Origin of the sequence: uncultured Friedmanniella sp., assembly GCF_964244005.1 — a bacterium.
Classification (GTDB): Bacteria; Actinomycetota; Actinomycetes; order Propionibacteriales; family Propionibacteriaceae; genus Microlunatus.
Genome location: NZ_CAXTHG010000033.1, coordinates 20748 through 46301 on the forward strand (window position 1 = coordinate 20748; position 25554 = coordinate 46301).

Consider the following 25554-nt stretch of genomic DNA (forward strand, 5'->3'; position numbering starts at 1 on the left):
CGCGCATCAGGGCGCGACGCCCTGCCGCTCCGGCCCGACGAACGAGATGCGCGAGAGCGGAATCGTGACCACCTGGGCGTTCGCCCGGTCTACCGCGCGGACGGAGCCGCCGGACAGGTCGAGCGGGGCGAGCTCGCGTTCGGCGCGGGTGCCGTCGGCAGTGACGTAGCCCACCCAGACCGGGGAGGCGTCCTGGGTCGCCCAGCGCAGCCGGTCCAGCGTGGAGTCGGTGTCGGCGGTCGTGGTCTCAGCGACCGTGGGGTCGCGACGCTGCTGCCGCGGGTGGTCGCGCTCGGCGGCGAGCAGGGCGGCCGCCACCTCCTCGGGCTGGGCGGTGGCCGGCAGGTCCGGGCTCCGCGGCCGGGCGGCCCGCTGTCCCGGCGGCGGGGTCATCGTCCGGCCGCCTTCGTCCTCGACGGCGGGCGTCTGCCCCATGCCGTGCAGGAAGGCGACCAGCTCGGCCGGCTCGACCGAGGCCACGAGCACCCCCGGAGCGATCGGCCGTAGTCCCAGCGACCCCGCGTCGGGGTGGCTGAGCAGGGCCGCGGCCTCGCTGTCGTCGTCGGTCCGCAGGTACGCGGCCGCCCCGCCCACCCGGATGGTGCCGTGCCGGCGGCCGACGTCGTCGACGAGGTAGGTCAGCGGCTGAGGCACCGGGGTGGCTGAGTGCCCGGCCAGCCAGGTGTGCACCTCGACGGCCGACCAGCCCGCGTCGAACGCGCGCCGCAGCGAGGCGTCGCTGAAGCGGTAGACCCCGCCCCCGCCGCGGGACTCCTGCTCGGCCAGCAGCCGCAGCTCGCTCGCGACCGCGTGCACCAACGGCCCGGGGGCGACCGCGGTCAGGTCGGCCTGGACGATCACCTGCTCCACCGGCTCGGGGAACAGGGCCGCCAGCTCGGCCGGCAGCGGCCCTGCCGCCGTGACCGTCGGCGCGAACGCGCTGACCGCGTCCAGGGCGACCAGCCCGAGCCAGCTCGCCTCGTGCCAGGTCCAGTCGACCAGCGTGCCGGCCTCGACCGGTCCGCGCGCGAGCCGCGGCCGGTGCCAGACCAGCGCGGCCGTCAGCTGCTCCAGGTCCGGCCGGGTGCCGGCCGGCAGCGAGACCACCAGCTCGACCAGCAGCCGGCGTACGGTCGGCGCCGACGCGGCGTCGGCCTCGGGCCCGAGCGCGTGCGTCCCCGGCTCGGCCGAGGCCGAGAACCAGCGCGGGGCGGTCAACCAGGCCCGGCTCAGCCGCTGCCAGCGAGTCGGCGCGTCCTCGGCGACCCACCGGTCGTGGTCGGCGGTCGGCAGCAGGCAGAGGTTGCCGCCCGGGGCTGCCAGGCCGGCGGAGGCGGCGCACTCGAGCACGAAGGTCGCGTACGCGGTGTCGGTGCCGAGCCGCCGGGCCAGTGCCGTCACGTCGCGCGCCGCCACCCCGCCCGTCCGCAGCAACCGGTGCGGCACGGTCTCCAGGGTGTCGACGGCGAGCTCGACGTCGTGCAGCAGCCCGAACGCGGCGCCCGCGGCGGCGGAGTCGACCAGCCGTGGCGTCCGGGTCGGGCCGGTGACCACGGGAGGTTCGGGAGCGACCGGTTCACGGGTGAACCGCTCGCCGCGGAGCAGCCAGGCGACCTCGCGGGGCAGCACGACGGTGTCGGCGTCCAACGGTCGGAGCAGTCCGCGGGCCAGCAGCTGGTCGACCGGCGACCGCGCCGTCTGGGCCGAGACCGCGCGATCGGCGTTGCGGACCGCACCCGTGGGCGACCAGCGCAGCCGGTCGAGCACCGCGCGGGCTGCGGGGTCGCAGGCGTCGAGAGCGGTCTCGATCTGTTCGCGGGACAGCGGTCGCGGCGACGGCGACGCCAAGCCGCCGGGGAACGGCTCGAACGCCTCGCGGACGGCCCGGACCAGGTGCAGCTCGGTGTCGAGACCCCAGGCCAGGCTGCGCCGGCGCAGCTCCTGCACGGCGGGCCCGACGGCCTCGGGGTGCCCGACCAGCGCGGCGACGTCGCCGACCGCACTGGGGTCGGGCAGCGCCGCCAGGGCCTCGGCGACCGTACGGACCCAGGCGTCCAGCGCGTCGACGGCACGTCCGACCGAGGTGGCGGTGGTCGCGCGGACCGACAGGTCCGTCAGGTCGCGCGGCAGCGGGTACGTGAGGTCGGGACGCAGCCGTAGCAGGGTGGCCAGCTGGGCGTCGTCCATCGCCCGCAGGGCCTCGGGCAACGTCCGCCACCGGCCCGGCTCGACGGTCCGGGTCTTGTCACGGCTGCTCACGGTCGAGATCAGCCCCACGGCCCGCGGTAGGGGGGCGGCGGGGCCGGCGGCGTGGGGGTCTCGCCGCCGAGCAGCGCGCGGCGGACCAGCAGGACCGTGCTGATCAGCACCCCGAGGCTGACCAGCCGCGACCAGCTGCCCAGGAACGACCACCAGTCACCGAAACCGAGCGGGCCGGTGAACAGCCCGATCACCGCGAAGGTCCCGAGCGTGCCGAGGGCGATGACGAACGCCCGCTGTACCGCAAGCCGGGCGACCGTGGCCCGGCGGGCCAGCACGAAAGCCACCACCAGCAGCACCGGGGCGAGCACCGTGATGACGATCGCGAGCACCAGCACGAGCAGCAGACCGGGGGTCGCCCCGGCCAGCAGCGCTCGGACGTCGGCGCGGCCGGGCGTCGGCTGCTCCCCGTACGGGCCGGGCCCGAACCACGCCGGCGTCCCGGGTTCGGGGAAGCCGTTCGGCGGGTACGGGGCCGGGACCTGGACGGGCGGGAACTGGTCGAGGGCGGAGACCTGGCCGTGCGCCGGAAAGGGTGCGGTGGCCGAGAACGGGCCGGCGGGATCGACCGCCGCAGCGCCAGCGGGTACGGCGCCGTGCACGCCACCCCACGGGCCGCCGGTGGTCAGCGTGCTCGAGACCACCGCAAAGGCCTGCGCCGGGTCGCGGACGTCGGCCGGCGTCGGCACGAGGGTCGACAGCGGCGCGACCGGTGCAGACGGCTCGTTGAAGGCGGGCCGCTCGACCGGGGCGCCAGCGGCCGGCTGCGGGACAGGCGGGGCGATCTCCAGCGGCTGGACGGCCGGCTCGGCGAACTCGTCCGGGCGCACCAGCGGCGCGTACTCCGGTCCGTCCTGCCAGGTCGCCACCCGCCAAGGGTAGTGCCCCGACCGGGGGCCGTCCCGGTTCGCCGGTGCTGGCCCGAACCGCCGGTCCTCAGTGGTCCGACGGCACGATGTGCACGGGCAGCCGACCCGAGCCCCGGCGTACGGTCACCTCGAGGGTGAGGTGCGAGCGCCGGGCCATCGCCAGCCCGGCGGCGCCAGCCATCAGGACCACCAGGCTGCCGCACGCGAGCATGCTCGGCCGGGCGCCGACGTGGTCGATCAGCCAGCCCACCGAGGGGCCGCCGATCGCTTGGCCGCCGAGCAGCACCAGCAGGTAGACACTCATCACCCGCCCGCGGACGGCCGCCGTGGTCGTGGTCTGCACCAGTGCGTTCGTACCGGTCAGGAACTGCAGGGTGCAGAAGCCTGCGAGCACCAGCGCGCCGCCGAACAGCCACACGTTCGGCGCGAGCGAGGCCAGCATCACGACCAGCCCGAGCCCGACCAGGCTCGCGGTCAGCGCCCGCAGCCGTGGCGTCGACCGGCGTCGGGCCGACATGAGGGCCCCGGTGAGGGCGCCGATCGCGGTCAGGGAGCTGAACAGGCTGTAACCCGCGACGCCGGCGGTGAAGACGTGGTCGGCGAAGGCCGCGAGGATGACCGGCATGTTCAGCCCGAAGACGCCGATGGCGGCGGCCAGCACGATCGACCAGGCCACCTCCGACGTCTTGGCGATGTAGCGCAAGCCGTCGCGGAGCTCGCCGCGATGCTGTGCGGATGGGTGCGCCGACGTCGGGGTCCGGGCGGATACGTGCTTGGGCCGGATGACGGCGACCATGGTCACCACCACCAGGCAGGACGCGGCGTTGAGCAGGAACGACCAGCCCTGGCCGACGGCGCTGATCAACGCACCGGAGGCGGCCGGCCCGAGCAGTGCACCGAGCTGGAAGACCGAGGAGCTGAGGCTGACCGCGTTGCGGATGTGCTCGGCGCCGACGAGCTCGGAGACGAAGACCTGCCGGGTCGGGTTGTCCACCACGGTGACAAAGCCGAGCACGGTCGCGATCACGTAGACGTGCCAGACCTGCACCGACCCGCTGAGCGCCAGCAGGCCGAGGGTGAGCGCCACCAGCGCGGCGGTCGACTGGGTGATGACCAACAACGTGCGCTTGGGGTAGCGGTCGGCGATCACCCCGCCGACGAGGCCGAACAGCAGCATGGGCAGGAACTGCAGGGCCACCGCCACGCCGACCGCGGTGACGCTGCCGGTGAGCTCCAGGACCAGCCAGTCCTGAGCGATGCGCTGCATCCACAGGCCGGTGGTGGCGACGAGCTGCGAGCTGAGGTAGAGCCGGTAGTCGCGGACCTGGAGGGCGGAGAGGGCCTGCGGCCACGGGCGGCCGGAGCGAGCGGGAAGGGCGTGGACGGTGTGGACGGCTGGTGCCGCGGACACAGGGAGTCACCAGAATTCGTGCAGTGAGCGAGGAGCCGGAGGCTCGGGAGGGCCGGCTCGGCGGTGAGCGACTCGTCCAACGTAACGGCGCCCGGCCTCGCGCGAGTCATAACTCTGGGTCATGGCCGCTATATTTGTCATTGCGTTTCGCAATGAGTGACGGACGAGGGAGTGCTGATGGCGGCCGAGACCAGCTTTGACCCGGTGGTGCTGCGGACCTTCCTGGCGGTGGCCACCGGGCTGAGCTTCACCCGGGCGGCCGAGCAGCTCGGGCTGAGCCAGCCCACCGTCTCTCAGCACGTGCGGCGGTTGGAGGAGGCAGCGGGACGTCAGCTGCTGAGCCGCGACACCCGGACCGTCGCCCTCACCGACAACGGTCAGGCCATGGCCGGCTTCGCCCGGACGATCCTGGCCGCCAACGACGAGGCGGTCGCCTACTTCACTGGCTCGGCCATGACCGGACGGCTGCGGTTCGGCGCTGCCGACGAGCTCGCGCTCAGCGAGCTGCCCACCATCTTGTGGGAGTTCCGGCAGCTCTACCCCCGGATCAACCTGGAGCTGACCGTCACCCAGAGCGGGACGCTGCACCGGCGGCTGGTGGCCAACCACCTCGACCTCGTCTTCGTCAACCAGGAGGCCGACCTCGGCCGGGGCACCCTCGTCCGCCGGGACCGGTTGGTCTGGGTGGGCGTCGAGCGGCTGCAGCTCGACCCGGCCCAGCCCGTACCGGTGATCACCTACCACGCGCCCAGCCTCAGCCGGTCGGCCGCGATCGACTCCCTCGAACGCGCCCACCGCACCTGGCGGATCACCTGCAACACCCGCGAGATCAACGGGGTGCTGGCCGCCACCCGGGCCGGGATCGGGATCTGCGTCCTGGCCCAGAGCCGGGTGCCCGGTGACCTGCGGATCCTGTCCGGACGCTTTGACCTGCCGGCGCTGCCGGACGTCGAGATGGCTCTGGTGGACAACCCGCGCTCGCCCCGCGGACCGGTCGAAGCCCTCAGCCGGGCCATCGTCAACCTGCCCCTCGGCCCGCACGCGTCGTCCCGCCGCTGAGCGGCCCGTCAATGATTGGGAGGCCGACACGCGAACGGCTAGGCTGCGGGCCGAGAAGCGTGCCGAGATCGGCCACGAAGATGATGCGGGGACAGTGACGTGCCAGTTGGCAAGGTGAGGTTCTACGACGCCGAGAAGGGTTTCGGCTTCCTGACCAAGGACGAGGGTGGCGACGTCTACGTGCGCGCCACCGCGCTGCCGCCCGGCGTCACCGCCCTGAAGGCCGGGCAGAAGGTCGAGTTCGGCGTGGTCGAGGGTCGCAAGGGGGAGCAGGCGCTGTCGCTGCGGGTCGTCGAGGCGCCGCCGTCGCTGTCCAAGGCCCAGCGCAAGGCGCCGGAGCAGATGATGATCATCGTCGAGGACCTGATCAAGATGCTCGACGGCGTGGGCAACGGCTATCGGCGTGGCCGGCACCCCGACCCCAAGATGAGCGGCAACGTCGCGACGGTGCTCCGTGCCGTCGCCGACGAGCTCGAGCTCTGACCGCTCTTCCCTGACTGCCCACCGAACCGAACAGGATCCATGGCTCCCAGCGCCCGCAGCATCAAGCCCGACGCTCAGTGCCTCGCCGCGCAGGACCAGGCGCGGGCGGCCGCTGAGGAGACCGCCGGCGACATGGGGGTCGGGGACCACCTCGGCTTCCAGGCCGAGGACGACCGGGTGCTCACCCACTTCTTCGGCTGCCCGCACGCGGCGTACCGAGGCTGGCGCTGGTCGGTGACGGTCGTCCGCGCCTCGCGCGCCAAGGTGGTGACCGTCGACGAGGTCGTGCTGCTGCCTGGCGAGGGTGCGCTGCGGTCCAAGGAGTGGGTGCCGTGGGCCGAGCGGATCCAGCCCGGCGACGTCACCCCGGGGCTGCTGATGCCCACCCCGGAGGACGACCTCCGGCTCGAGCCGGGCTACACCGGCGGTGAGCACGCCGCCGACCTCGAGCCCGCCGAGGCGAGCCTGGCCCGGATCGTCGTGGCCGAGCTGGGTCTCGGCCGCGAGCGCGTCCTCACCGGCGTCGGGCGCGAGGAGGCCACCGAACGCTGGCTCGCCGGCGAGGGCGGTCCGGACAACCAGATGAGCAAGCTCGCTCCTGGCGTCTGCGAGACCTGCGGCTTCTTCTCCCGACTCCAAGGCGGCCTGGGGCTGCTGTTCGGGGCGTGCGCGAACGCGTACTCGGCCGCGGACGGTCGCGTCGTCAGCGTCGACCACGGTTGTGGCGCCCACTCCTCGGTGCCGCAGGAAGACCACGCGGAGGAGCTGCCGCCGCCGGTCTGGGAGACCATCGCCTGGGACGAGCCCGTCTCGCTCTTCGACTGACCAACGACCGATGGCCAAGTCGTCGTCCGTGCACCGGACCGAGATCGAGGAGGTTCGTCGCCTCGTCGCGGCGTACGTGGCCGTCGGTGCCGACGAGTCGGTGCAGCGGGTAGTCACCGCGGTGCACCGGCTGTCCCGCCGGCTCAACCAGTGGTACGACCGTCAGCTCGCCGACATCGACGTGACCACGGGGGAGTGGGCGGTGCTCAGCGAACTGGCCCGCAAGGGCGACGGCGTGCCCTGCACCCCCAGTCAGCTGGCCGTTGCGGCCAACGTGGCGCCGTCCTCGATGACTCACCGGCTCGACCGGATGGTTGAGCGGGTGATGATCACCCGCGACCCCGACCCGGACAACCGCACCCGGGTCCTGGTCCGGCTGACCGACCAGGGCTACGCGCTCTACGCGGCGGCCATCCGCGACGCCAACCTCGTCGAGTCCGACCTGCTGCACTCCCTCAGCAAGGCCGAGGTCGACCAGCTCGGCGGGCTGCTCGAGAAGGTCCTGTCCGGTCTGGACCACGGCGAGGTCTGAGCGCCGGCCTGAGTCTGGGCTGAGCCTGGGCGGGGCCTGGGGCTGGGGCGGGGCTGGGCGGAGCCTGTCCCCCACTTCACACCCTTACGGGCGACCTCACACCCCGTGGATGAGGCGCAAGGACCCCCGTAAGGGTGTGAAGTGACCGGCCAGGGGTGACGTGGAGGGGTGAAGCCCGCCGGCGCGAGGTGGACCGGCTGCGGACTTCAGGCTGACGCGCGCCGACGCCGGACCAGACGCCAGCAGTAGAGCAGGCCGAGCAGTCCCAGGCCGAAGCCGCTGAGGCAGACCCCGAGCCACCAACCCCGGCCGTCGGCGTCGAGCTGCGGCCGGACGAGCGAGAGCACGACCGACGCCACGCCGAACAGGGCCGTGCCGACGCTCACCACGCGGATGCCGTCGGCGTCCACGGCTGCGACCGGGGCCTGGACCAGGAAGTGGTGCTGCGCCGGCTCGCTCATGATCGGCAGCCTACGGCCCTCAAAACTCACACCAGCTGCGGCGACACGCCGGCTCGCGTCGGCGTGTCACGGCAGGTGGAGGCAAGTATTGAGGGCGCCGCGCGTCAGCCACGGTCGTCGTGACGGGCCATGGCCGTCAGCCGCTCGTTGTAGGCGCGCAGGTCGGCGTCACCGTCCCGGTCGGCCTTGCGGTCGAGCCGCTTGGACTCCGACGAGTCGCTGCGGAACCAGCTGACCAGCAGGGCCAGGCCGAGCAGCAGGGACGGGATGTCCCCGGCCCCCCACGCGATCGCGCCGCCGGTCTGCTGGTCGGCCAGCAGGGCGGCGTCGTCGGTCTGGCCGAGCGCGTGCCACCAGTCCGGGGCGAGCAGCGTGCCCGAGGACATCAGCGAGATGCCGAAGAAGGCGTGGAAGCCCAGCACGACCAGCAGCAGTACCAGCCGCAACGGGTACGGCGGCCGCTGCGGACCCGGGTCGATCCCCACCAGGGCCCAGACGAACAGGTACCCCGACAGCAGGAAGTGTGCGGTCATCAGCACGTGCCCGGTGTGGGTGGCCATCGCCAGCCCGAACAGCCGGGAGTAGTAGAAGATGACGAGGCTGGCGGTGAACAGCCCGGCCGCGACGACCGGCTGGCCGAGCACCCGCAGCACGCGCGAATGCACCAGCTGCAACAGCAGCTCGCGGGGGCCGAAGCTGCCGTCGGTCCGGGCCGGCAGCGTCCGCATGGCCAGGGTCGCCGGTGCGCCGAAGACGAGCAGCAGCGGGACCACGATCATCAGGCTCATGTGCTGCAGCATGTGCAGGCTGAAGTGCACCCGCCCGTACACGCCTGGTCCGCCGCTGGTGACGAAGACCAGGGCGAGCCCGCCGGCGACCCAGAACAGCGTCCGGGTGATCGGCCAGTGGTCGCCGCGGCGGACGAGCTTGACCACGCCGGCGAGGTAGAGGCCGACCATCGCGGCGGCGACGGTCAGCCAGAGCGTCTCCGCGTGGAAGGCGGTGAGGTAGCCGACGGCGGTCACGGGCGGGGGCAGCGGATAGCCCAGCAGCGCGGCGACCGGGTCGGCTCCGATCTCCGGTACCGGCGGCGCCGAGCGGGAGAGGGCGACAGCCAGCCCCATGGTGGCGCCCATCACCACGACCTCTGCGGCGGCCAGCCGGACGAACCAGCGGCGGTCGTCCCCGATCCGGCGCAGGGTGGAGCGGCGGTGCCAGAAGCCGGCGCCGCCGAGCAGCAGCAGCGCCGTCGCCTTGCCCACGACGAGCAGCCCGTACGTGGTGCCGAGGTTGGCAAAGGTGTCCAGCCGCAGCGCGGCGTTGACGAAGCCGGAGAGCGCGACGACGACGAAGCACCAGCCGGCCAGGGTGGAGTAGCGAGCGGCGACGGGGGCCAGCTGCGCGCCGAGGCGGCCGCGCATCAGCAGCAGCGCGGCGAGACCGCCGACCCAGACGCAGACGCCGAGCAGGTGCAGGGCCAGGCTGTCGACGGAGTTCATGTGGTCCTGGCTGCCCGCGGAGTGGCCGGCGAGCGCCAGCGGCAGCAGGGCGACCAGTGACAGCGCCGCCGCCCAGGCCACGGTCACGACCTTGGTGGCCAAGATCACCAGGTTGAGCAGCACCGCGACCACCAGCACGCTCGCCAGCAACGCCCGGCCGAGGTCGACCTGGGAGACGAAGGACATGACGATCCCGCCGAAGCCGGGAGTGCCCACCGGCAGCCCGGCGACGTCGGCCGTGGTCAACAATATGACCAGCACGCCGGCCACCAGCCAGACCGCCGCCGCTCCCGCCGCGGCCTTGGCGGTCGCGCGCCGGGCGCCGCTCAGCCGGTCGGGCCGGGTGCCGGGATCGGGGGCCACCAGCCAGGCGGCGGTGACCAGCAGGCCGACCGTCAGTGCGGCGGCGAGGTCGTGGACCGTCCGGACCGCCGGCAGCCCGTAGCGGACCAGGGCTCCCGGGTCGAAGCCCGTGGCGGCCACCGCCGCCAGCTCGCCGGTCGCCGCGAGGACGCCGACGGCCACGCCCAACGCGGCAACCAGCGCCGCGACGCCGACCAGGAGGCGGCCGCGGACCGGCACCGGTCGTACCGCCACCGGGCGGGTGGGGAGGGTCTGCACCTGCCCAGTCTAGGAACTTCTGGCCCCGCACTACCGTGAGGCACGACACCTACTGTTGGCCGCGCGACAGCGGCCGGAACGGAGAGCCGATGAGTCTCGCAGACAAGGCCGCCCACAAGCTCGACGAGGTGGCCGGCAAAGCCAAGTCCGCCGCGGGCGACGCCACCGACAACCCCGACCTGCAGGCCGAGGGCGAGGCCGACCAGGCCGGTGCCCACGCCAAGCAGGCGGGCGAGCACGTCCTCGATGCCGCCGGCGACCTGAAGAACGCGTTCAAGGGCTGATCCCCACCCCGATTTGTCAGCGTGGGTGGCCGCTCTGGCGACCACCCACGCTGACAGGTCGGGAATCTGGACCCGCTCCGATGAGTTGCGCCTGACGTGACGACCGATCCCGACCCGCGTACGGCTGCTCCGGCGACGCCAGAAGACGGGCCCAGCCGCGTCAGCCCCGAGCTCTTCAAGTCCGTGTTCCGGCGGCATCCGGCGGGCGTCGCCGTGATCACCTTCGCCGACGGTGACCTCCGCTACGGCTTCACCGCCACCTCGGTGATCTCCGTCTCGGCCGACCCGCCGATCCTGACCTTCTCGATCGACTCCGGCTCGTCGTCCTGGCCGGCCCTCGCCGAGGCCGACACCCTCGTGATCAACTTCCTCGCCGCGACCCAGGCCGAGGTTTCGGCCCGGTTCGCCACCCGAGGTATCGACCGCTTCGCCGACGGTGGCTGGAGCCGGCTGCCGACCGGCGAGCCGGTGCTGGACGGCTCGCTGTCGTGGGTGCGCGGCCGGGTGCTGCAGCGGACGGCGATCGGGCGCAGCTTCCTCGTCTCGGTGCTCGCCCTCGAAGCCACCGAGGGCGACGACGCCGCGCCGCTGGTCTACCACGACCGGACCTACCACGCGGTGAACGAACGGACCGCCATCTGATTCATTAGCACGGCTAACCTTGAATTTAGCAGTGCTAAAGACTAGGCTCGTCGCATGACGACGGCCACGAAGGACCACCTGCACACCGCAGCCGGTCTGGCCAGCGAGCTCCGCCCGTCGGTGATGCGGCTCGCACGCCGGCTACGACAGGTGGCTGACGACCGCGAGGGGCTCAACCCCAACCAGCTCTCGGCACTGGCGGTCCTCGTCAACGCCGGCGACCTGCCGATCGGCGAGCTGGCGGCGGCGGAGCGGGTGCAGCCGCCCTCGATGACCCGGATCGTCAACGGGCTGGAGGAGCGGGCGCTGGTCACCCGCGAGCCGGACCCCATCGACAAGCGGTCGAGCCGGGTGCACCTGACCCCCGCGGGCCGACAGATCGTGCTGGCCAACCGACGTCGCCGTGACCAGTGGCTCGCGGTCCGGATCGCCGAGCTCGACGAAGACGAACGCGAGGTGCTGCGGTCAGCTGTCCGCATCCTCGAGAAGGTGAACCACGCATGAGTGCTGAAGTGGCCGAACAGTCCACGACCAGCCCCGACGGATCACGCCCGACCGATCCGGCCGCGACCACCGAGCGCGGCGGCATGTTCGCCGCCCTGGCCAACCGCAACTACCGGATCTACGTCTCCGGTTCGTTCGTGTCCAACATCGGCACCTGGATGCAGCGGGTGGCCCAGGACTGGCTGGTGCTCGAGCTGTCGCACGGCTCGGCCCTGGCCGTCGGCATCACCACGGGCCTGCAGTTCCTGCCCATGCTGCTGCTCAGCCCGTACGGCGGCCTGATGGCGGACCGTTTCGACAAGCGGGCGGTCCTCAAGATCACCCAGGCCTGGCTGGCACTCTGCGCCGCCGTCCTGGGCATCCTGGCCATCACCGGTGTAGCCCAGACCTGGCACGTCTACCTGATCGCCTTCGCCTTCGGTATCGGCACGGCGTTCGACAACCCGGCGCGGCAGTCCTTCGTCTCCGAGGTCGCCGGCCCCGAGCACCTCGCCAACGCGATCGGCCTCAACTCCGCGACCTTCAACGCTGCCCGGATCGTGGGCCCTGCCGTCGCGGGGCTGGTGATCGCCGCGTACGGGTCCGGCTGGGCGATCCTGTCCAACGCCGTCACCTACGCCGCCTTCATCACCGCCCTGCTGCTGCTCGACCCGACCAGGCTCACCACGGTGAAGCCAACGGTGCGGGGCAAGCGGCAGATCCGGGAGGGGCTCGCCTACGTCCGGCGGCGTCCCGACCTGCTGCTGGTGCTGGGCACGGCGTTCTTCGTCGGCACGTTCGGGATGAACTTCCAGATGACCTCGGCGCTGATGGCCCAGCAGGAGTTCCACCGCGGCGCGCAGCAGTACGGCATCCTCGGCACGTTCATGGCCGTCGGCTCGCTGGCCGGGGCGCTGCTCGCGGCCCGTCGCCGCTCGGCTCCCCGCGGACGGTTCGTGGTCGGGATGGCGATCGTCTTCGGTCTGGTCGAGATCGCCGCCGGGCTGATGCCCACCTACTGGTCGTACGCGGCGGTCCTGCCGCTGCTCGGACTGGTCGCGCTGCTCACCCTGACCGCCGCGAACGCCTCGGTCCAGCTCGGCGCCGACTCGCGGCTGCGGGGGCGGGTGATGGCGCTCTACATGATGGTGCTGATGGGCGGGACGCCGATCGGTGCGCCGTTGCTCGGCTGGGTCGGTCAGGTCTTCGGCGCTCGATGGACCCTGATCGGCGGCGGCGGGCTGAGCGTGCTGGGCGTGCTGCTGACGATCGCGCTGGTCGCCCGCCGGCAGAACCTGCACCTGGTCGCGTCCCGGCACCCGCACCCCCACGTCAGCCTGGAGCGCCGCGCGGCCTGAGGGCTAGGGTCGGCAGCATGAGCGACCCGGTCGTCACCGTGCGCGGCACGGCCTCGCTGGAGTGCCCGCCCGACCTGGCCACGCTCAGCTTCACCGTGCACCGCGCCGCCAGCAGCGCGGCCGAGGTGCACGACGCGCTGGCGGTGGCCGTCGCCGAGCTCGGCGACCAGGTGGAGCGCTTCCGACCGGCGTTGGAGCAGTCGAGCAGCGGCGGGCTGCACGTCGCGCCGGTGTTCAGCAGTCCCAAGGGCGCCCGGCTGACCGGCTACCGGGGCAGCTACACCGCGACCCTGGTGGTGGCCGACTTCGACGCCCTCGCGCCGCTGGTCCAGGCGGTCACGGCCGTGCCCCGGCTGGAGATCGACGGACCCTGGTGGTCGCTCCGTCCGCACAGCCCCTGGCCGCGACAGGCGCGGCTGGACGCGATCAGCGACGCTCGTCGACGGGCCGACGACTACGCCGCCGCCTTCGGGGCCACCCTGACCAGCGTCGTCGAGGTGTCCGACCTCGACGGCGGCTACGAGGGTGCGCCAGCCGGGGCCCCGCGACGGTTCGCCCTGGCCCAGAAGGGGCCAGGGGAGCAGCCCGAGCTCGACTTCGAGCCCGCACCGCAGACCGTGCACGGCACGGTGACCGTCCGGTTCACCATGTCCGCGCCCGTGCTGGACCCCACGCCCTGAAGATCGACCCCGAGACGAGCCTTTTGGGGCTTTGCAGCCCGAATCAGCCGATCTCCGGGTCGGTTTTCAGGGCGCAACCCCGCTGCCACCTGCTGGGCCACGTCGTCTGGCGGTAACAAGCGCTGAGATAGATTCCGGCTATGTTCGCCAAGGTCCTCGTAGCCAACCGGGGTGAGATCGCCGTACGCGCCTTCCGGGCCGCGTACGAGCTCGGAGCCCAGACCGTCGCGGTGTTCCCTTGGGAGGACCGCAACGCGGTCCACCGGATCAAGGCGGACGAGGCGTACACGATCGGCGAGCGCGGACACCCCGTGCGCGCCTATCTCGACATCGAGGAGATCATCCGGGCCGCGCAGGAGTCCGGCGCCGACGCGATCTATCCCGGCTACGGCTTCCTGAGCGAGAACCCGGACCTGGCGCGGGCCTGCGACGCTGCTGGCATCACGTTCATCGGCCCGCCCGCCGACGTGCTGCAGCTGGCCGGCAACAAGGTCCGGGCACTCCAGGCCGCCAAGGCCGCGGGCATCCCGACGCTCAAGTCGACCCCGCCCTCGGCCGACCTCGACGAGCTGCTCGCCGGCGCGGAGGAGATCGGCTTCCCCGTCTTCGTCAAGGCGGTCGCCGGTGGCGGCGGTCGTGGCATGCGCCGGATCGACGACCCCAGCCAGCTGCGGGAGCTCGTCGGCTCGGCGATGCGCGAAGCCGAGGGGGCGTTCGGCGACCCGACCGCCTTCATCGAGCAGGCCGTCGGCCGACCGCGGCACATCGAGGTGCAGATCCTCGCCGATACCGCGGGCACCACGATGCACCTGTTCGAGCGCGACTGCTCGGTGCAACGGCGGCACCAGAAGGTGATCGAAATCGCTCCGGCCCCGCACATCAGCGACGAGCTGCGGGCCGCGCTGTGCGCCGACGCGGTGAAGTTCGCCGAGTCGATCAGCTACTCCTGTGCCGGCACGGTGGAGTTCCTGGTCGAGACCGAGGGGCCGCGCGCCGGCCAGCACGTCTTCATCGAGATGAACCCGCGGATCCAGGTCGAGCACACGATCACCGAGGAGATCACCGACGTCGACCTGGTTCAGGCGCAGATGCGGATCGCGGCCGGGGAGACGCTGGCCGACCTCGAGCTGAGCCAGGACCGCGTCCGGATCAACGGTTCGGCGCTGCAGTGCCGGATCACCACCGAGGACCCGGCCAACGGCTTCCGGCCTGACACCGGCACCATCACGGCCTACCGCTCCGCCGGTGGCGCCGGGGTCCGGCTGGACGGCGGCACGGTCGACACCGGCGTGGAGGTGAGCGCCTACTTCGACTCGATGCTGGTCAAGCTGATCTGCCGCGGCCGGACCTTCCCGACCGCGGTCGCGCGAGCCCGCCGCGCCCTGGCCGAGTTCCGGATCCGCGGCGTCAGCACCAACATCCCCTTCCTGCAGGCAGTCCTGGAGGACCCCGACTTCCTGGCCGGCGACGTCTCCACCGCGTTCATCGAGGAACGCCCCGAGCTGCTCACCACGCACGCGCCCGCGGACCGCGGCACCCGGCTGCTGCGGTGGCTGGCCGAGGTCACGGTCAACCAGCCGAACGGGCCCGCCCCGACCCTGCTCGACCCAGGCGTCAAGCGGCCGGCCGGCATCGACCTGGCCAAGCCCTCGCCGCAGGGCTCGCGGCAGCGGCTGCTCGCGCTCGGACCCGAGGGGTTCGCGGCCGACCTGCGCGCGCGGGTCGGGGTCGAGGTCACCGACACCACCTTCCGGGACGCGCACCAGTCGCTGCTGGCCACCCGCGTCCGCACCAAGGACCTGTTGCGGATCGCCCCGTACGTGGGCCGGATGACCCCGGAGCTGTTCAGCGTCGAGTGCTGGGGCGGCGCGACGTACGACGTGGCGCTGCGCTTCCTGTCCGAGGACCCGTGGGAGCGGCTGGACGCGCTTCGCTACAACATGCCCGGACTCGCGCTGCAGATGCTGCTCCGCGGTCGCAACACCGTCGGCTACACGCCGTACCCGACCAAGGTCACCACCTCGTTCGTGGCCGAGGCGGCACAGACCGGCATCGACATCTTCCGCATCTTCGACGCGCTGAACGACGTCGAACAGATGCGACCGGCGATCGAGGCCGTCCGCGAGACCGGGACGACCGTGGCCGAGGTCGCGCTCTGCTACTCCGGGGACCTCAACAACCCAGGCGAGGACCTCTACACCCTCGACTACTACCTGCGGCTGGCCGAGCAGATGGTCAAGGCCGGTGCACACATCCTGGCGATCAAGGACATGGCCGGGCTGCTGCGCCCGCCCGCCGCGGCCACGCTGGTCACGGCGCTGCGGGAGAACTTCGACCTGCCGGTGCACCTGCACACCCACGACACCGCCGGCGGCCAGCTCGCCTCGCTGCTGGCTGCGGTCGGGGCCGGCGTGGACGCGGTGGACGTGGCCAGCGCGCCGATGGCCGGCACCACCAGCCAGCCGCCCGCCTCAGCCCTGGTCGCGGCGCTCGAGCACACCGGACGCGCGACCAACCTCGACCTGCGCGCGGTGATGGACCTCGAGCCGTACTGGGAGGCCATGCGCAAGGTCTACCGCCCGTTCGAGTCCGGGCTGCCCAGCCCGACCGGCCGGGTCTACGACCACGAGATTCCCGGCGGCCAGCTGTCCAACCTGCGCCAGCAGGCGATCGCGCTCGGGCTGGGAGAGAAGTTCGAGCAGATCGAAGCCATGTACACCGCGGCCAACCAGATCCTGGGCCGGCCGACCAAGGTGACGCCGTCGTCCAAGGTGGTCGGCGACCTGGCTCTGCAGCTGGTGGCCGTCGGTGCCGACCCGAAGGACTTCGCCGAGCACCCGCAGAACTACGACATCCCCGACTCCGTCGTCGGCTTCCTCTCCGGCGAGCTGGGCGACCCGCCCGGTGGCTGGCCCGAGCCGTTCCGGACCAAGGCGCTGCAGGGACGTACGGCTCCGGTCCGCGAGACCGACCTGGCCGAGGACGACTCCGCCGCGCTCGACGTCGAGGGCCGGGTCCGCCGCGAGACGCTCAACCGGCTGCTCTTCCCCGGCCCGACGAAGGAGTACCTGACCGCCCGCGAGACGTACGGCAACGTGTCCCGGCTCGACACGCTCGACTACCTGTACGGGTTGCAGCCGGGTGAGGAGCACACGGCGCGGATCGGTCGCGGCGTCAGCCTGATCCTCGGCCTGGAGGCGATCGGCAGCCCCGACGAGCGCGGCATGCGGACGGTGATGTGCACCATCAACGGCCAGCTGCGTCCGATCCGGGTCCGCGACACCTCGATCAAGGTCGACGTCAAGGTGGCCGAGAAGGCCGACCCCACCCGGCCCGGCCACGTCGCCGCCCCGTTCGCAGGGGTGGTGAGCGTCAAGGCCGCGGAGGGCGACACGGTCGAGGCGGGCGAGACCGTGGCCACCATCGAGGCGATGAAGATGGAGGCGGCGATCACCGCTTCGGTCGCCGGGACGGTCTCCCGGCTGGCCATCGGCTCGATCACCCAGGTCGAGGGCGGCGACTTGGTGCTGGTCATCGATCCCGCTCCCTGAGCCTGTGGAAGGGCCGACGTGTCAGAACTCAGTTGTCCCATGGGACAACTGAGTTCTGACAACTCGGGAAGTTACCCGGCGTAGAAGCCGACGAGGTCGGGGACCGGGCGGCCGAGCGAGGGGGCGACCGAGGCCCACGGGACAAAGCCGTCCAGCCAGCTGGCCAGGGCGTTCACCATCTCCTGCTGCTCGGTCGTCTTGATCTGAGGCATGGCCGAGCGGTAGGCGCCCGCCATGGCCAGCGCCGTCTCGTACGGGTGCCAGCCGACGGTCAGGCCGGCGACCGGCAACAGGTTGAGGCTGGCGGTGCTGCCGAGCAGGTGCCGCAGCCCGACCGAGGACGACACGCCGCCGCGGGCGAGGGCGAAGTCGAGGTCGTCGAGGGACTGGGACGTGAGGGCCAGTCGGGTCGACCCCCAGGCGATGTCGGCCACGATCGTCTCCAGCACCCGCCAGGTCGCGCCCGCTCGCTCCGGCGCCACGTACGCCCCGGCCAGCAGCACCTCGACGTCGTGCGGTTCCGGCTGGGTCGGCGAGATCACCTGGACGGTCGGCGGTCGGCGAAAGATCGGTCCGAGCTTGGAGAGCAGGCCCGACCGGGCCTCGTCCGGGGCGGGCGCGAACGCCTTGGTCGCCACCTCGCGCAGGTGGGCGGCCTTGTCGGTGGAGGCGCCGGAGATGCCGCGCACCTCCTCGATGCCGACCGCGTACAAGCGCAGCTCGCCCATGGCCGCCACGCTAGTACGCCCGCGTTCGCGCCGGGCCCATAACCTGGAGGGATGAACCCCCGGGCGCGTCGGCTGATCGTCTCGGGTGTGCTCGCCGCGCTGGTCGTGATCGTGGTCGTCAGCGCGCTCTGGGGTCAGCTCCGCTGACGCTTGCGGTTGCCTGCGCTGTGGCCGTTTCCTGAGCCTGTCGACGGGAAGCGGACGGCTTTCCTCGCGTACGCTCCTGCCATCATGGCGCGCGCGAAGGGGTCCCGACCGGCCGGTGGTGCGCTGGGGGCGGCGTTACTGGCGCTGTTCCTGGCCGGCGGCCTGCCCACCGTCGCGGCCGCCAAGGACAAGGTCGCGTTCACGATGCGCGACGACCGGATCACCGAATCCTCAGGCCTGGTGCGCGACACGGCGGCACAGCTCTACTGGACGGTCAACGACTCCGGCTCCTCGGGCGTCGTCTACGGCGTCACCGCGAGCGGCGCGGTACGGGGCACGCTCCGCTATCGCGCGCCGGTGCAGGACGTCGAGGCGGTGGCGTTGCACGACAACCGTCTCTACGCCGCCGACATCGGCGACAACGACGAGAAGCGCGACCAGGTCACGGTCTACTACTTCCTCAACCCGCGGGCCAACGGACTGACCGTCACCTACAACGCCTACGACTTCCGCTATCCCGACGGCGCCCACGACGCCGAGACCCTGCTGGTCGATGGCGCCGGCCGGCTCTACCTGGTGACCAAGGGCGCGACCGGCGGCATCTACGTCGCGCCGAAGGAGCCCTCGCGCGACGAGGTCAACGTGCTGCGCAAGGTCGCCGACGCACCGGCCCTGGTCACCGACGGCGTGTTCCTGCCCGGGGACGACCAGATCGCCCTGCTGACCGCCTCCTCCGTCGAGGTGCTCGACGCCGGAACCTACCGCACGGTGGCCACCGCACCCCTCCCGGCCGTACGGCAGCCCGAGTCCCTTGCGGTGAACCTGGCCGGCAACGGCTTGCTGGTGGGCACCGAAGGCACCAACAGCAAGGTGTATGCGGTCGCCATCCCGACCGCGGCCAGCGCCACCCCGTCCGCCACGCCGACGGCCTCCTCCGCGCCCGGCGACACCGATGACTCCGGCGACACCGACGCCGCGACCCCGACCGCCCAGGCTCGCCGCGGCACCTACCTCGCCGTCGGGCTGGCCGCCCTGGTCGCGATCGTCGCCGGCGTCGTGGTCGGCGTCGTCCGCAAGCCCTGAGCTCGGCGCCCTCAGCTTGTGGTGCGTTGGGTCAGGCCAGGCGCTCGACCACCCAGTCGATGCAGGCGGTCAGCCGGCTGATGTCGTCGGGCTCCACGTTGGGGAACATGCCGACCCGCAGCTGGTTGCGGCCGAGCTTGCGGTAGGGCTCGGTGTCGACGACGCCGTTGGCCCGGAGGGTGGCGGCGATGGCCTTCGCGTCGACGCCCTCGAAGTCGATCGTCGCCACCACCGGCGAGCGGTAGGCCGGTTCAACGAACGGCACGGCGTACGGCGACGCCTCGGCCCAGGGGTAGATCCGACTGGCGGAGTCGGCGGTCCGGGCGGCGGCGTAGGCCAGCCCGCCCTGCTCGAGCAGCCAGCCCAGCTGGTCGTCGAGCAGGAACAAGGTGGCGATCGCCGGCGTGTTCAGGGTCTGGTCGAGCCGGGAGTTGGTCAGCGCGACCTGCAGGCTGAGGCTTTCGGGGATCCAGCGGTCCGAGGCGGCGACTCTCCCCGTCCGGTCGACGGCGGCGGGGGAGAGCAAGGCGATCCAGAGCCCGCCCTCAGAACCCAGGCTCTTCTGCGGCGCGAAGTAGTAGACGTCGGTGGCGGACACGTCGACCGCGACCCCGCCGGCGGCGGAGGTGCCGTCGACCACGACCAGCGCGCCCTCATCGACGCCGTCGATCCGCCGGACGGGGGCCAGTGCGCCGGTGGAGGTCTCGTTGTGGGCCCAGGCGTACGTGTCGGCGCCGGCCACCGCCTCGGGCAAGGCCACCGAACCAACGGCGGCGGTGGTCACGGTCGGCTCGGCCAGGTAGGGCGCGGCCGCGGCAGCCGCGACGAACTTGGCCGAGAACTCTCCGAAGCTCGCGTGCGCGCTCTGCCGCTCGATCAGCGAGCCGACGGCGACGTCCCAGAAGGTGGTCGACCCGCCGTTGCCCAGCACCACCTCGTAGCCGTCGGGGACGGCGAACAGCTCGGCCAGCCGGGAGCGGACGCTGCCGACCAGGTTCTTGACCGGCGCCTGCCGGTGCGACGTCCCCAGCAGGGCCGCGCCCCGGTCGGCCAGCGCGGCGACGGAGGCGGCGCGGATCTTGGCCGGACCGCAGCCGAAACGGCCGTCGGTAGGCAGCAGGTCGGCGGGAATCTTGAGCGCGGTCACGGTCGTCGATTCTTCCACGCGGCCCGAGCGTCGCCCGCCGGTTAGCCGCCGCCTGGAAGGATGGCCGGTATGCCGGATCTTGCGCAGGAACGCGTCGACTACGCGGGCGAACAGCTGCTGGAGAGCGAGGTGCCGGCCGAGCCGTACGCGTTGTTCGACCGCTGGCTCGCTGCGGCCTTCCAGGCCAAGGCGGACGGTCTGCTGCCCGAACCCACCGCCATGGTCGTGGCCACCAGCGCCGACGGCCGACCGAGCGCCCGTACGGTGCTGCTCAAGGAGGTGGGACCGTCCGGCTTCACCTTCTTCACCAACTACGACTCGCGTAAGGGCGCCGAGCTCGCCACGAACGCGGCCGTCGCGCTGCACTTCGGCTGGTACCCGCTGCAGCGCCAGATCCGGGTCGAGGGCACGGCCGCGCACGTCTCGCGCGCAGCGTCCGAGGCCTACTTCGCCGTCCGGCCGCGCGGCTCCCAGATTGGTGCCTGGGCGTCCCGCCAGTCCTCCGACGTCGCTTCCCGCGACGAGCTGAAGGCCGCGTACGCGGAGGTGGAGCGGCGCTTCGCCGACGTGGAGGTGCCCTGCCCGCCGCACTGGGGCGGCATCATCGTCACCCCGACGCTGGTCGAGTTCTGGCAGGGACAGGCCAGCCGGATGCATGACCGCCTCGCCTACCGGCTGCTGCCGGACGGCGGCTGGTCGCTCACCCGCCTGGCTCCCTGAACCCGACTGTCACAGCCCCGCATCTTTTTTCCGGGTGCCCTGTGGATAACTAGTTTGCCCCCCCTTGTGGCACTTAGGGTCGTCGACGGAGCTGGTGCAGCTCGAGTCGACGAGGCAGAGACCTTGGTTCCGAAGGAGAGTGCAACATGGCAGGTCGGGTTCTTTCATCTGAGCTGGCGAAGACGTCGATTCAGCAGATTCAGTCGATCATCAACGGCGGCTTGACCGACCAGATCTCGCAGCTGGACTCGCAGGGGAAGACGTTGTCGGACCCGAACGTGTGGGACGGGCCGTTGGCGGAGAAGTTCCGTAGTGGCACCTGGCCGGAGACGAAGTCGGCGTTGGACAAGGCCCTGTCGGAGCTAGAAGAGCTGCGTGGTCAGCTGCAGCAGATCTCCACGAACATCATGTCCGCGGGTGGCGGCAGCTGATCGGATTCTGGCGGTCGGGGGGCAGTGATGGCTGATCTCGGTGTGATCGAGGCTGACGTCGTCTTTGACGTCGGGGTCGCGGACGCGTTGATCGCGAAGTTCGAGGCGGCGGCGGTCGCAGTCGAGGGTCAGGCGGGGTCCCGGTTGTCGTGGCAGATCACGGCTCAGATTGATTTTGCGGGTCATTTCTCGAAGGTCTTCGCGGCCAATGCCGCTGTGGCGGCCGGTGACGCGGTGGAGCTGTGTGCCCGCCTGCGCGAGGTGACGACGGGGGCGCGTCTGCTGAAGGAGGAGGCGCGCAAGGAGCAGCAGCGGCGGGAGACGGCGCGGGCGTGGCAGTCCGAGCACGACGCACGCAGCAACTGGGACAAGGTCGGCGACTTCTTCTCCGGCGGGGACGATCCGCCGGTGGGGCCCCCGGCGGCAGAGCCGACCATCCCCGTCTCGGCGCCGGTGAACCGGAGCCGGGAGACCCCGGCGCCCGGGTCTGGTGGTAGTAGCGGTGGCGGGACGTCGTCGGCGCGTCCGGCGGACCTGCGGACCTTTGCCACAGGTTCGACGGGCGCCAACGACGAGCTGCGGCCGCAGCCAGTGGTCCTCCGGGCCGCGCTGACCAGCTTCGACCAGTCGTGCCAGTGGGGCCGGTTGGACGCCTGGGGAGTGGCGGCCGGGTTCGAGCGGTGGCTGGCCGCCAACGACGAGGACGTCCGTTGGGCCTCGACCCTGGCGACGGCGTTTGCCGCGGCCGGTGGGGATCATGCGGTCTCCACCGTGTCGAACAACGCGCTGTCGGCGGCGTTGAAGGCGGCGCACGTCGACGCCTCGCGTGAGGATCTGGTGATCGAGGCGCCGCAGGCGCACGGAAACCCCCCGACGACGGGCTATGCGAACGATCCGGTGAACACCGCGACCGGCAACTTCGTCGAAAACGAGACGGACCTGTCCTTTCCCGGAGCGGCCTCTGGCCTCGCGCTCACCCGGTGCTACAACTCGGCCGACCTGAGCGGGGGAGCGTTCGGGCCGGGCTGGTCGTCGTGGTCGGAGGCCGGGCTGGTGTTCGACAGCGGGCAAGGGGTGGCGAGGTTCCGGCTGCCGGACGGCCGCGTGATCGTGTTCTCGCGGCTCGGTACGGGCTGGGACCGCGCGGTCGGTGAAGCTCTGTGGCTGACCGGCGACGAGAACGCCCTCCAGGTCACCGACAACGCCGGCGGCTGGTGGCGGTTCGACCTCGACGGCACGCTGCTCGCCGCGGGCACAGGTCCGGAAAGTGACGGCAACGCCGTTCGGCTGCACCGAGATCCAGCCGGACGGCTCGCGGGGTTGGCGCACGGCCGCGGCCGCTACGTCGACCTCGACTGGGGCACCGTCGCCGGTGCCGAGCGGCTCGTGGCCGCCGCCGCGTCGGACGGACGGAGCGTCAGCTACCGCTACGACGAGGCCGGTCGGCTGATTGCCGCCACCGGTCCGGCCGGCACCCGTTCGTACGGCTGGGACCCCGCCGGTCTGGTGGTGAGCGTGACCGATGCCGATGGTGTGGTCGAGGTGGAGAACGTCTATGACGGTCAGCGCCGGGTGGTGTCGCAGCGGTCCCCGTTCGGTCGGGTGACGCGGTTCGCGTATCTCCCCGGCCGGGTGACGGTGGTTTCGGACGAGGACGGGAACCGGTCGAACACGTGGATCGCGGACGAGCGGGGCCGCCTGGTCGGGGTGGTCGACGCCGAGGAGCAGCGGCAGTCGACCTCCTATGACCGGTACGGCAACCCGGTGCTGTTGACCGAGCGCGATGGTGCGGCGACCGTGCATCAGTACGACGGTCGGGGTCGGCGGGTCCGGACGGTGACCCCGTCCGGTGCGGACGTGACCTACGGCTATGACGAGCTTGACCGGGTCACCACGGTGGTGGCGGAGCAGGGTGCGGTCACCGAGTACACGTACGAGGGTGAGCAGCGGAACCCGTCGAGGATCGTGGATCCGGAGGGTGGGCTGACCCGGCTCGTCTGGTCCGACGGTCTGTTGACCAAGATCGTCGACCCGACCGACGTCGTCGTCCGCTTCTCCCACGACCAGCACGGCGACCTGATCGGCACCACGAACGCCGAGGGGCAGACCGCTCGGCTGGAGCGGGACGCGTGGGGTCGGGTAACTGCGGCGGTCACTCCGTCGGGTCACCGCACGCTATTTACCTGGGACCCGACGTCCGGGTCGTTGGTGCAGCGGCAGGATCCGGACGGCGCGGTGTGGCGGTATGAGCACACGGTCGCTGGCCGGTTGACCGCGACGGTGGATCCGCTCGGGGCTCGGACGTCGGTCGAGTACGGCGTGTACGGCGAGGAGGCGCGGACGGTCGACCCGTTGGGTCGGGCGGTCACCCGCCAGCTGGACGATCTGGGACGGGTGGCGTCTGTTGAGCTGCCGGACGGTTCGTCGTGGCGGTTTGTGCATGACTCGTTGTCGCGGCTGGTGGCGACGACGGACCCGACCGGCAGCATCTGGTCGCGGGCTTACGACCCGGCCGGTCGGCTGGTAGCCACCGTCGACCCGACCGGGGTGCGGGTGGGGGTCGGGTTCGACCAGGCGGGCAGCCAGGTCGAGGTCGCCGACGGTGCCGTCTCGTCGACGACCGGGTTCGACCCGTTGGGGCGGCTCACCTCGGTGGGTCAGGTGGACGGAACGGCTGCGGTCTACACCTACGACCGGTGCGGACGCCCGGTGGAGGCGCTTAATGCGGACGGCGGGCTGACGCGGATTGTCCGGGACCCGGCGGGGCGGCCGATATCGGTGACCAGCCCGTCAGGAGCGACGACGCGGTACGGCTACGACCGCTGCGGTCGGCTGGTCACGGTGACCGACCCGCTTGGCGGGACGGTGACGGTCGGCTATGACGTCGACGGTCAGGCCGTGACGCAGACGTTGGCGACAGGTGAGGTGGCGCGGTCGCGCTTCGACGCCTGCGGCCGGTTGGTGGAGCACACCGCGCCGGGGGTCGGGATGAGCGGCTGGGTTTACGACCTGGCCGGTCGGGTCGTGGAGTGGGTCAACCCGCAGACGGGCCGCTCGACCTACCGCTACGACGCGGCCGGGCAGCTGGTGTCGGCGACCGACGGCAACGGCGGGGTCACCACGTACCGCTCGGATGTGCTGGGTCGGACGGTAGAGGTCGTCAACCCGTTGGGTGGGGTGACCCGGCGGGAGTTCGACGCGATGAACCGCTGCATCGCCGAAACCGACCCGTTGGGTCGGACCACCACCGCCGGCTATGACGCCGCCGGACGGCTGGCTTGGCAGGAGTCTCCGGACGCGTCGGACCACGTGGACCTGTGACGCATCGGGTCGGGCCGCCACGATGGCGGTCGACGGGCGGACGGTGACCGCGTTGACCCGAGACCTACGGCGCCGGACGGTGCGGATCAGCGAGAGCTCGGATCCGTCGGGTCGGGTGTGTGAGCATGAGCTGGAGTGGAACCGTCGTGGGCAGCTGGTCCGCCGCACCCGCGGCGACCGTTCGGTCGAGTGGACCTACGACGCCGACGGCCGGCGCACCTCGATGAGCACGCCGGACGGGTCGACCACCGCCTACGGGTATGACGCTGCGGGTCGGCTGGTGTGGCTGGACCACACGACGTTGGGTCGGGCAGCGTTCGACCGGGACGCGGCGGGCCGGCTGGTGTCGGCGGTGGCGGGTGGGTTGATCCAGTCCTGGGAGCACCGGGACGGTTTCGTTGTTGCGCACATCATCACCGACGGTGATGGTGCGACGCGGACCGAGATCGGCCGCGACGAGCAGGGGCGTGTCACCCGGGTCGCCAAGGGTGATGGTGTTGACCTGTCTGTGACCGAGTACGGCTACGACGGCGCCTGTCAGCTGATCGAGTCGCGGACCCGGGCTGGGATCGGGACGGCGACTGGCCGTTGGGCCTACGACGCGGCCGGGAGGCTGGTGACGGAGACGATCGACAACCAGGTCGACGCTGCGACCGGTCCGACGGGTCCGCAGGTGACACGGCATGTCTACGACCTGGTCGGCCAGTTGTTGTCGACGGTCGACGCGGCCGGTTTGCACACTCGCTACAGCTATGACGGTGCGGGGCGGCGGACGTGGTCGCGCCGGAGTGACGGCACGGCGCGGGAGTTCCGGTGGAACCCGTCCGGCTACCTGGCCGGGATCGTCCGCCACGACCGCGACCGGGTCCGGAAGATCACCGTCCACGCCGATGCGTTGGGTGAGCTGGCCAGCGTCGACGGGACGGAGTTCTTCTGGGACACCGCCGGCTATGCGGGCGC

21 protein-coding genes and 1 pseudogene are annotated in these 25554 nt (G+C 72.0%); 15 read left to right on the top strand and 7 right to left on the bottom strand.

Annotation, left to right across the window (positions count from 1 at the left end; all coding sequences use genetic code 11):
* Window positions 1-6 precede the first annotated feature (6 nt).
* The 3 genes from ACFE76_RS17475 to ACFE76_RS17485 all read right to left on the bottom strand — a co-directional run bounded on the left by ACFE76_RS17475 (window position 7) and on the right by ACFE76_RS17485 (window position 4539).
* Window positions 7-2259, bottom strand: coding sequence for a helicase-associated domain-containing protein (locus ACFE76_RS17475; RefSeq protein WP_375433056.1), 2253 nt, complete (start codon window positions 2257-2259; stop codon window positions 7-9).
* An 8-nt stretch (window positions 2260-2267) separates the two neighbouring features.
* Window positions 2268-3128, bottom strand: a complete 861-nt coding sequence (locus tag ACFE76_RS17480) for a hypothetical protein (protein WP_375433057.1) — start codon at window positions 3126-3128, stop codon at window positions 2268-2270.
* Window positions 3129-3195: 67 nt separating this feature from the next.
* On the bottom strand, window positions 3196-4539 hold the full coding sequence (locus tag ACFE76_RS17485; protein ID WP_375433058.1) for an MFS transporter: 1344 nt from the start codon (window positions 4537-4539) through the stop codon (window positions 3196-3198).
* A gap of 156 nt (window positions 4540-4695) precedes the next feature.
* On the opposite strand from ACFE76_RS17485, the gene ACFE76_RS17490 reads away from it, so the two are divergent.
* The 4 genes from ACFE76_RS17490 to ACFE76_RS17505 all read left to right on the top strand — a co-directional run bounded on the left by ACFE76_RS17490 (window position 4696) and on the right by ACFE76_RS17505 (window position 7438).
* The gene (locus tag ACFE76_RS17490; protein ID WP_375433059.1) at window positions 4696-5598 is read left to right on the top strand and encodes a LysR family transcriptional regulator; all 903 of its coding nucleotides are present in this window, start codon (window positions 4696-4698) and stop codon (window positions 5596-5598) included.
* Between the two features lie 99 nt (window positions 5599-5697).
* Window positions 5698-6081 (top strand): cold-shock protein, encoded by a 384-nt coding sequence (locus ACFE76_RS17495; protein ID WP_375433060.1) that lies wholly within the window; start codon window positions 5698-5700, stop codon window positions 6079-6081.
* A gap of 39 nt (window positions 6082-6120) precedes the next feature.
* Window positions 6121-6906 carry a DUF3027 domain-containing protein gene (locus ACFE76_RS17500; RefSeq protein WP_375433061.1) on the top strand — a complete coding sequence of 262 codons (786 nt, stop codon included), beginning with the start codon at window positions 6121-6123 and terminating at the stop codon, window positions 6904-6906.
* 10 nt (window positions 6907-6916) lie between these two features.
* Window positions 6917-7438 carry a MarR family winged helix-turn-helix transcriptional regulator gene (locus ACFE76_RS17505; protein ID WP_375433062.1) on the top strand — a complete coding sequence of 174 codons (522 nt, stop codon included), beginning with the start codon at window positions 6917-6919 and terminating at the stop codon, window positions 7436-7438.
* Window positions 7439-7644: 206 nt separating this feature from the next.
* Here the strand turns inward: ACFE76_RS17505 and ACFE76_RS17510 are convergent, their stop codons facing one another.
* Window positions 7645-7899: a DUF2530 domain-containing protein gene (locus ACFE76_RS17510; RefSeq protein WP_375433063.1), complete on the bottom strand. Its 255-nt coding sequence runs from the start codon at window positions 7897-7899 to the stop codon at window positions 7645-7647.
* A 104-nt stretch (window positions 7900-8003) separates the two neighbouring features.
* Window positions 8004-10019 carry a cytochrome c oxidase assembly protein gene (locus tag ACFE76_RS17515; RefSeq protein WP_375433064.1) on the bottom strand — a complete coding sequence of 672 codons (2016 nt, stop codon included), beginning with the start codon at window positions 10017-10019 and terminating at the stop codon, window positions 8004-8006.
* 89 nt (window positions 10020-10108) lie between these two features.
* Between ACFE76_RS17515 and ACFE76_RS17520 the strand changes: the two genes are divergently transcribed.
* From ACFE76_RS17520 to ACFE76_RS17545, 6 genes are all read left to right on the top strand, one after another.
* Window positions 10109-10303 (top strand): CsbD family protein, encoded by a 195-nt coding sequence (locus tag ACFE76_RS17520; RefSeq protein ID WP_375433065.1) that lies wholly within the window; start codon window positions 10109-10111, stop codon window positions 10301-10303.
* A gap of 96 nt (window positions 10304-10399) precedes the next feature.
* Complete coding sequence (locus ACFE76_RS17525; protein ID WP_375433066.1) at window positions 10400-10945, top strand: flavin reductase family protein; 546 nt, start codon at window positions 10400-10402, stop codon at window positions 10943-10945.
* 54 nt (window positions 10946-10999) lie between these two features.
* Window positions 11000-11449, top strand: a complete 450-nt coding sequence (locus ACFE76_RS17530) for a MarR family winged helix-turn-helix transcriptional regulator (RefSeq protein WP_375433067.1) — start codon at window positions 11000-11002, stop codon at window positions 11447-11449.
* Complete coding sequence (locus tag ACFE76_RS17535) at window positions 11446-12786, top strand: MFS transporter (RefSeq protein WP_375433068.1); 1341 nt, start codon at window positions 11446-11448, stop codon at window positions 12784-12786. The genes ACFE76_RS17530 and ACFE76_RS17535 overlap by 4 nt, the downstream gene beginning before the upstream one ends.
* Before the next feature lie 17 nt (window positions 12787-12803).
* On the top strand, window positions 12804-13466 hold the full coding sequence (locus tag ACFE76_RS17540) for an SIMPL domain-containing protein (RefSeq protein WP_375433069.1): 663 nt from the start codon (window positions 12804-12806) through the stop codon (window positions 13464-13466).
* A 140-nt stretch (window positions 13467-13606) separates the two neighbouring features.
* On the top strand, window positions 13607-17017 hold the full coding sequence (locus tag ACFE76_RS17545; protein WP_375433070.1) for a pyruvate carboxylase: 3411 nt from the start codon (window positions 13607-13609) through the stop codon (window positions 17015-17017).
* A 71-nt stretch (window positions 17018-17088) separates the two neighbouring features.
* Here ACFE76_RS17545 and ACFE76_RS17550 read toward each other — a convergent pair whose 3' ends face one another.
* The gene (locus tag ACFE76_RS17550; RefSeq protein ID WP_375433071.1) at window positions 17089-17745 is read right to left on the bottom strand and encodes a hypothetical protein; all 657 of its coding nucleotides are present in this window, start codon (window positions 17743-17745) and stop codon (window positions 17089-17091) included.
* A 231-nt stretch (window positions 17746-17976) separates the two neighbouring features.
* Here ACFE76_RS17550 and ACFE76_RS17555 point away from each other — a divergent pair, with 231 nt between their 5' ends.
* Window positions 17977-18975 carry a hypothetical protein gene (locus ACFE76_RS17555; RefSeq protein WP_375433072.1) on the top strand — a complete coding sequence of 333 codons (999 nt, stop codon included), beginning with the start codon at window positions 17977-17979 and terminating at the stop codon, window positions 18973-18975.
* A gap of 31 nt (window positions 18976-19006) precedes the next feature.
* On the opposite strand, the gene serC is transcribed toward ACFE76_RS17555, so the two are convergent.
* Window positions 19007-20122, bottom strand: a complete 1116-nt coding sequence (gene serC / locus ACFE76_RS17560) for a phosphoserine transaminase (protein WP_375433073.1) — start codon at window positions 20120-20122, stop codon at window positions 19007-19009.
* 69 nt (window positions 20123-20191) lie between these two features.
* On the opposite strand from serC, the gene pdxH reads away from it, so the two are divergent.
* From pdxH to ACFE76_RS17580, 4 genes and pseudogenes are all read left to right on the top strand, one after another.
* Window positions 20192-20842 (top strand): pyridoxamine 5'-phosphate oxidase, encoded by a 651-nt coding sequence (gene pdxH / locus ACFE76_RS17565; protein WP_375433074.1) that lies wholly within the window; start codon window positions 20192-20194, stop codon window positions 20840-20842.
* A gap of 146 nt (window positions 20843-20988) precedes the next feature.
* Window positions 20989-21273: a pyrophosphorylase gene (locus ACFE76_RS17570; protein WP_375433075.1), complete on the top strand. Its 285-nt coding sequence runs from the start codon at window positions 20989-20991 to the stop codon at window positions 21271-21273.
* Window positions 21274-21300: 27 nt separating this feature from the next.
* Window positions 21301-24594, top strand: a complete 3294-nt coding sequence (locus ACFE76_RS17575; RefSeq protein ID WP_375433076.1) for a DUF6531 domain-containing protein — start codon at window positions 21301-21303, stop codon at window positions 24592-24594.
* 43 nt (window positions 24595-24637) lie between these two features.
* Window positions 24638-25554 (top strand): annotated as a pseudogene (locus ACFE76_RS17580) (hypothetical protein); the annotation flags it as partial.

Coding starts and splice junctions, on each gene's coding strand:
- ACFE76_RS17540 (WP_375433069.1), top strand. CDS start 12,804: ATGAGCGACCCGGTCGTCACCGTGCGCGGCACGGCCTCGCTGGAGTGC.
- pdxH (WP_375433074.1), top strand. CDS start 20,192: ATGCCGGATCTTGCGCAGGAACGCGTCGACTACGCGGGCGAACAGCTG.
- ACFE76_RS17530 (WP_375433067.1), top strand. CDS start 11,000: ATGACGACGGCCACGAAGGACCACCTGCACACCGCAGCCGGTCTGGCC.
- ACFE76_RS17555 (WP_375433072.1), top strand. CDS start 17,977: ATGGCGCGCGCGAAGGGGTCCCGACCGGCCGGTGGTGCGCTGGGGGCG.
- ACFE76_RS17575 (WP_375433076.1), top strand. CDS start 21,301: ATGGCTGATCTCGGTGTGATCGAGGCTGACGTCGTCTTTGACGTCGGG.
- ACFE76_RS17550 (WP_375433071.1), bottom strand. CDS start 17,745: ATGGGCGAGCTGCGCTTGTACGCGGTCGGCATCGAGGAGGTGCGCGGC.
- ACFE76_RS17570 (WP_375433075.1), top strand. CDS start 20,989: ATGGCAGGTCGGGTTCTTTCATCTGAGCTGGCGAAGACGTCGATTCAG.
- ACFE76_RS17505 (WP_375433062.1), top strand. CDS start 6,917: ATGGCCAAGTCGTCGTCCGTGCACCGGACCGAGATCGAGGAGGTTCGT.
- ACFE76_RS17545 (WP_375433070.1), top strand. CDS start 13,607: ATGTTCGCCAAGGTCCTCGTAGCCAACCGGGGTGAGATCGCCGTACGC.
- ACFE76_RS17535 (WP_375433068.1), top strand. CDS start 11,446: ATGAGTGCTGAAGTGGCCGAACAGTCCACGACCAGCCCCGACGGATCA.
- ACFE76_RS17500 (WP_375433061.1), top strand. CDS start 6,121: ATGGCTCCCAGCGCCCGCAGCATCAAGCCCGACGCTCAGTGCCTCGCC.
- ACFE76_RS17520 (WP_375433065.1), top strand. CDS start 10,109: ATGAGTCTCGCAGACAAGGCCGCCCACAAGCTCGACGAGGTGGCCGGC.
- ACFE76_RS17510 (WP_375433063.1), bottom strand. CDS start 7,899: ATGAGCGAGCCGGCGCAGCACCACTTCCTGGTCCAGGCCCCGGTCGCA.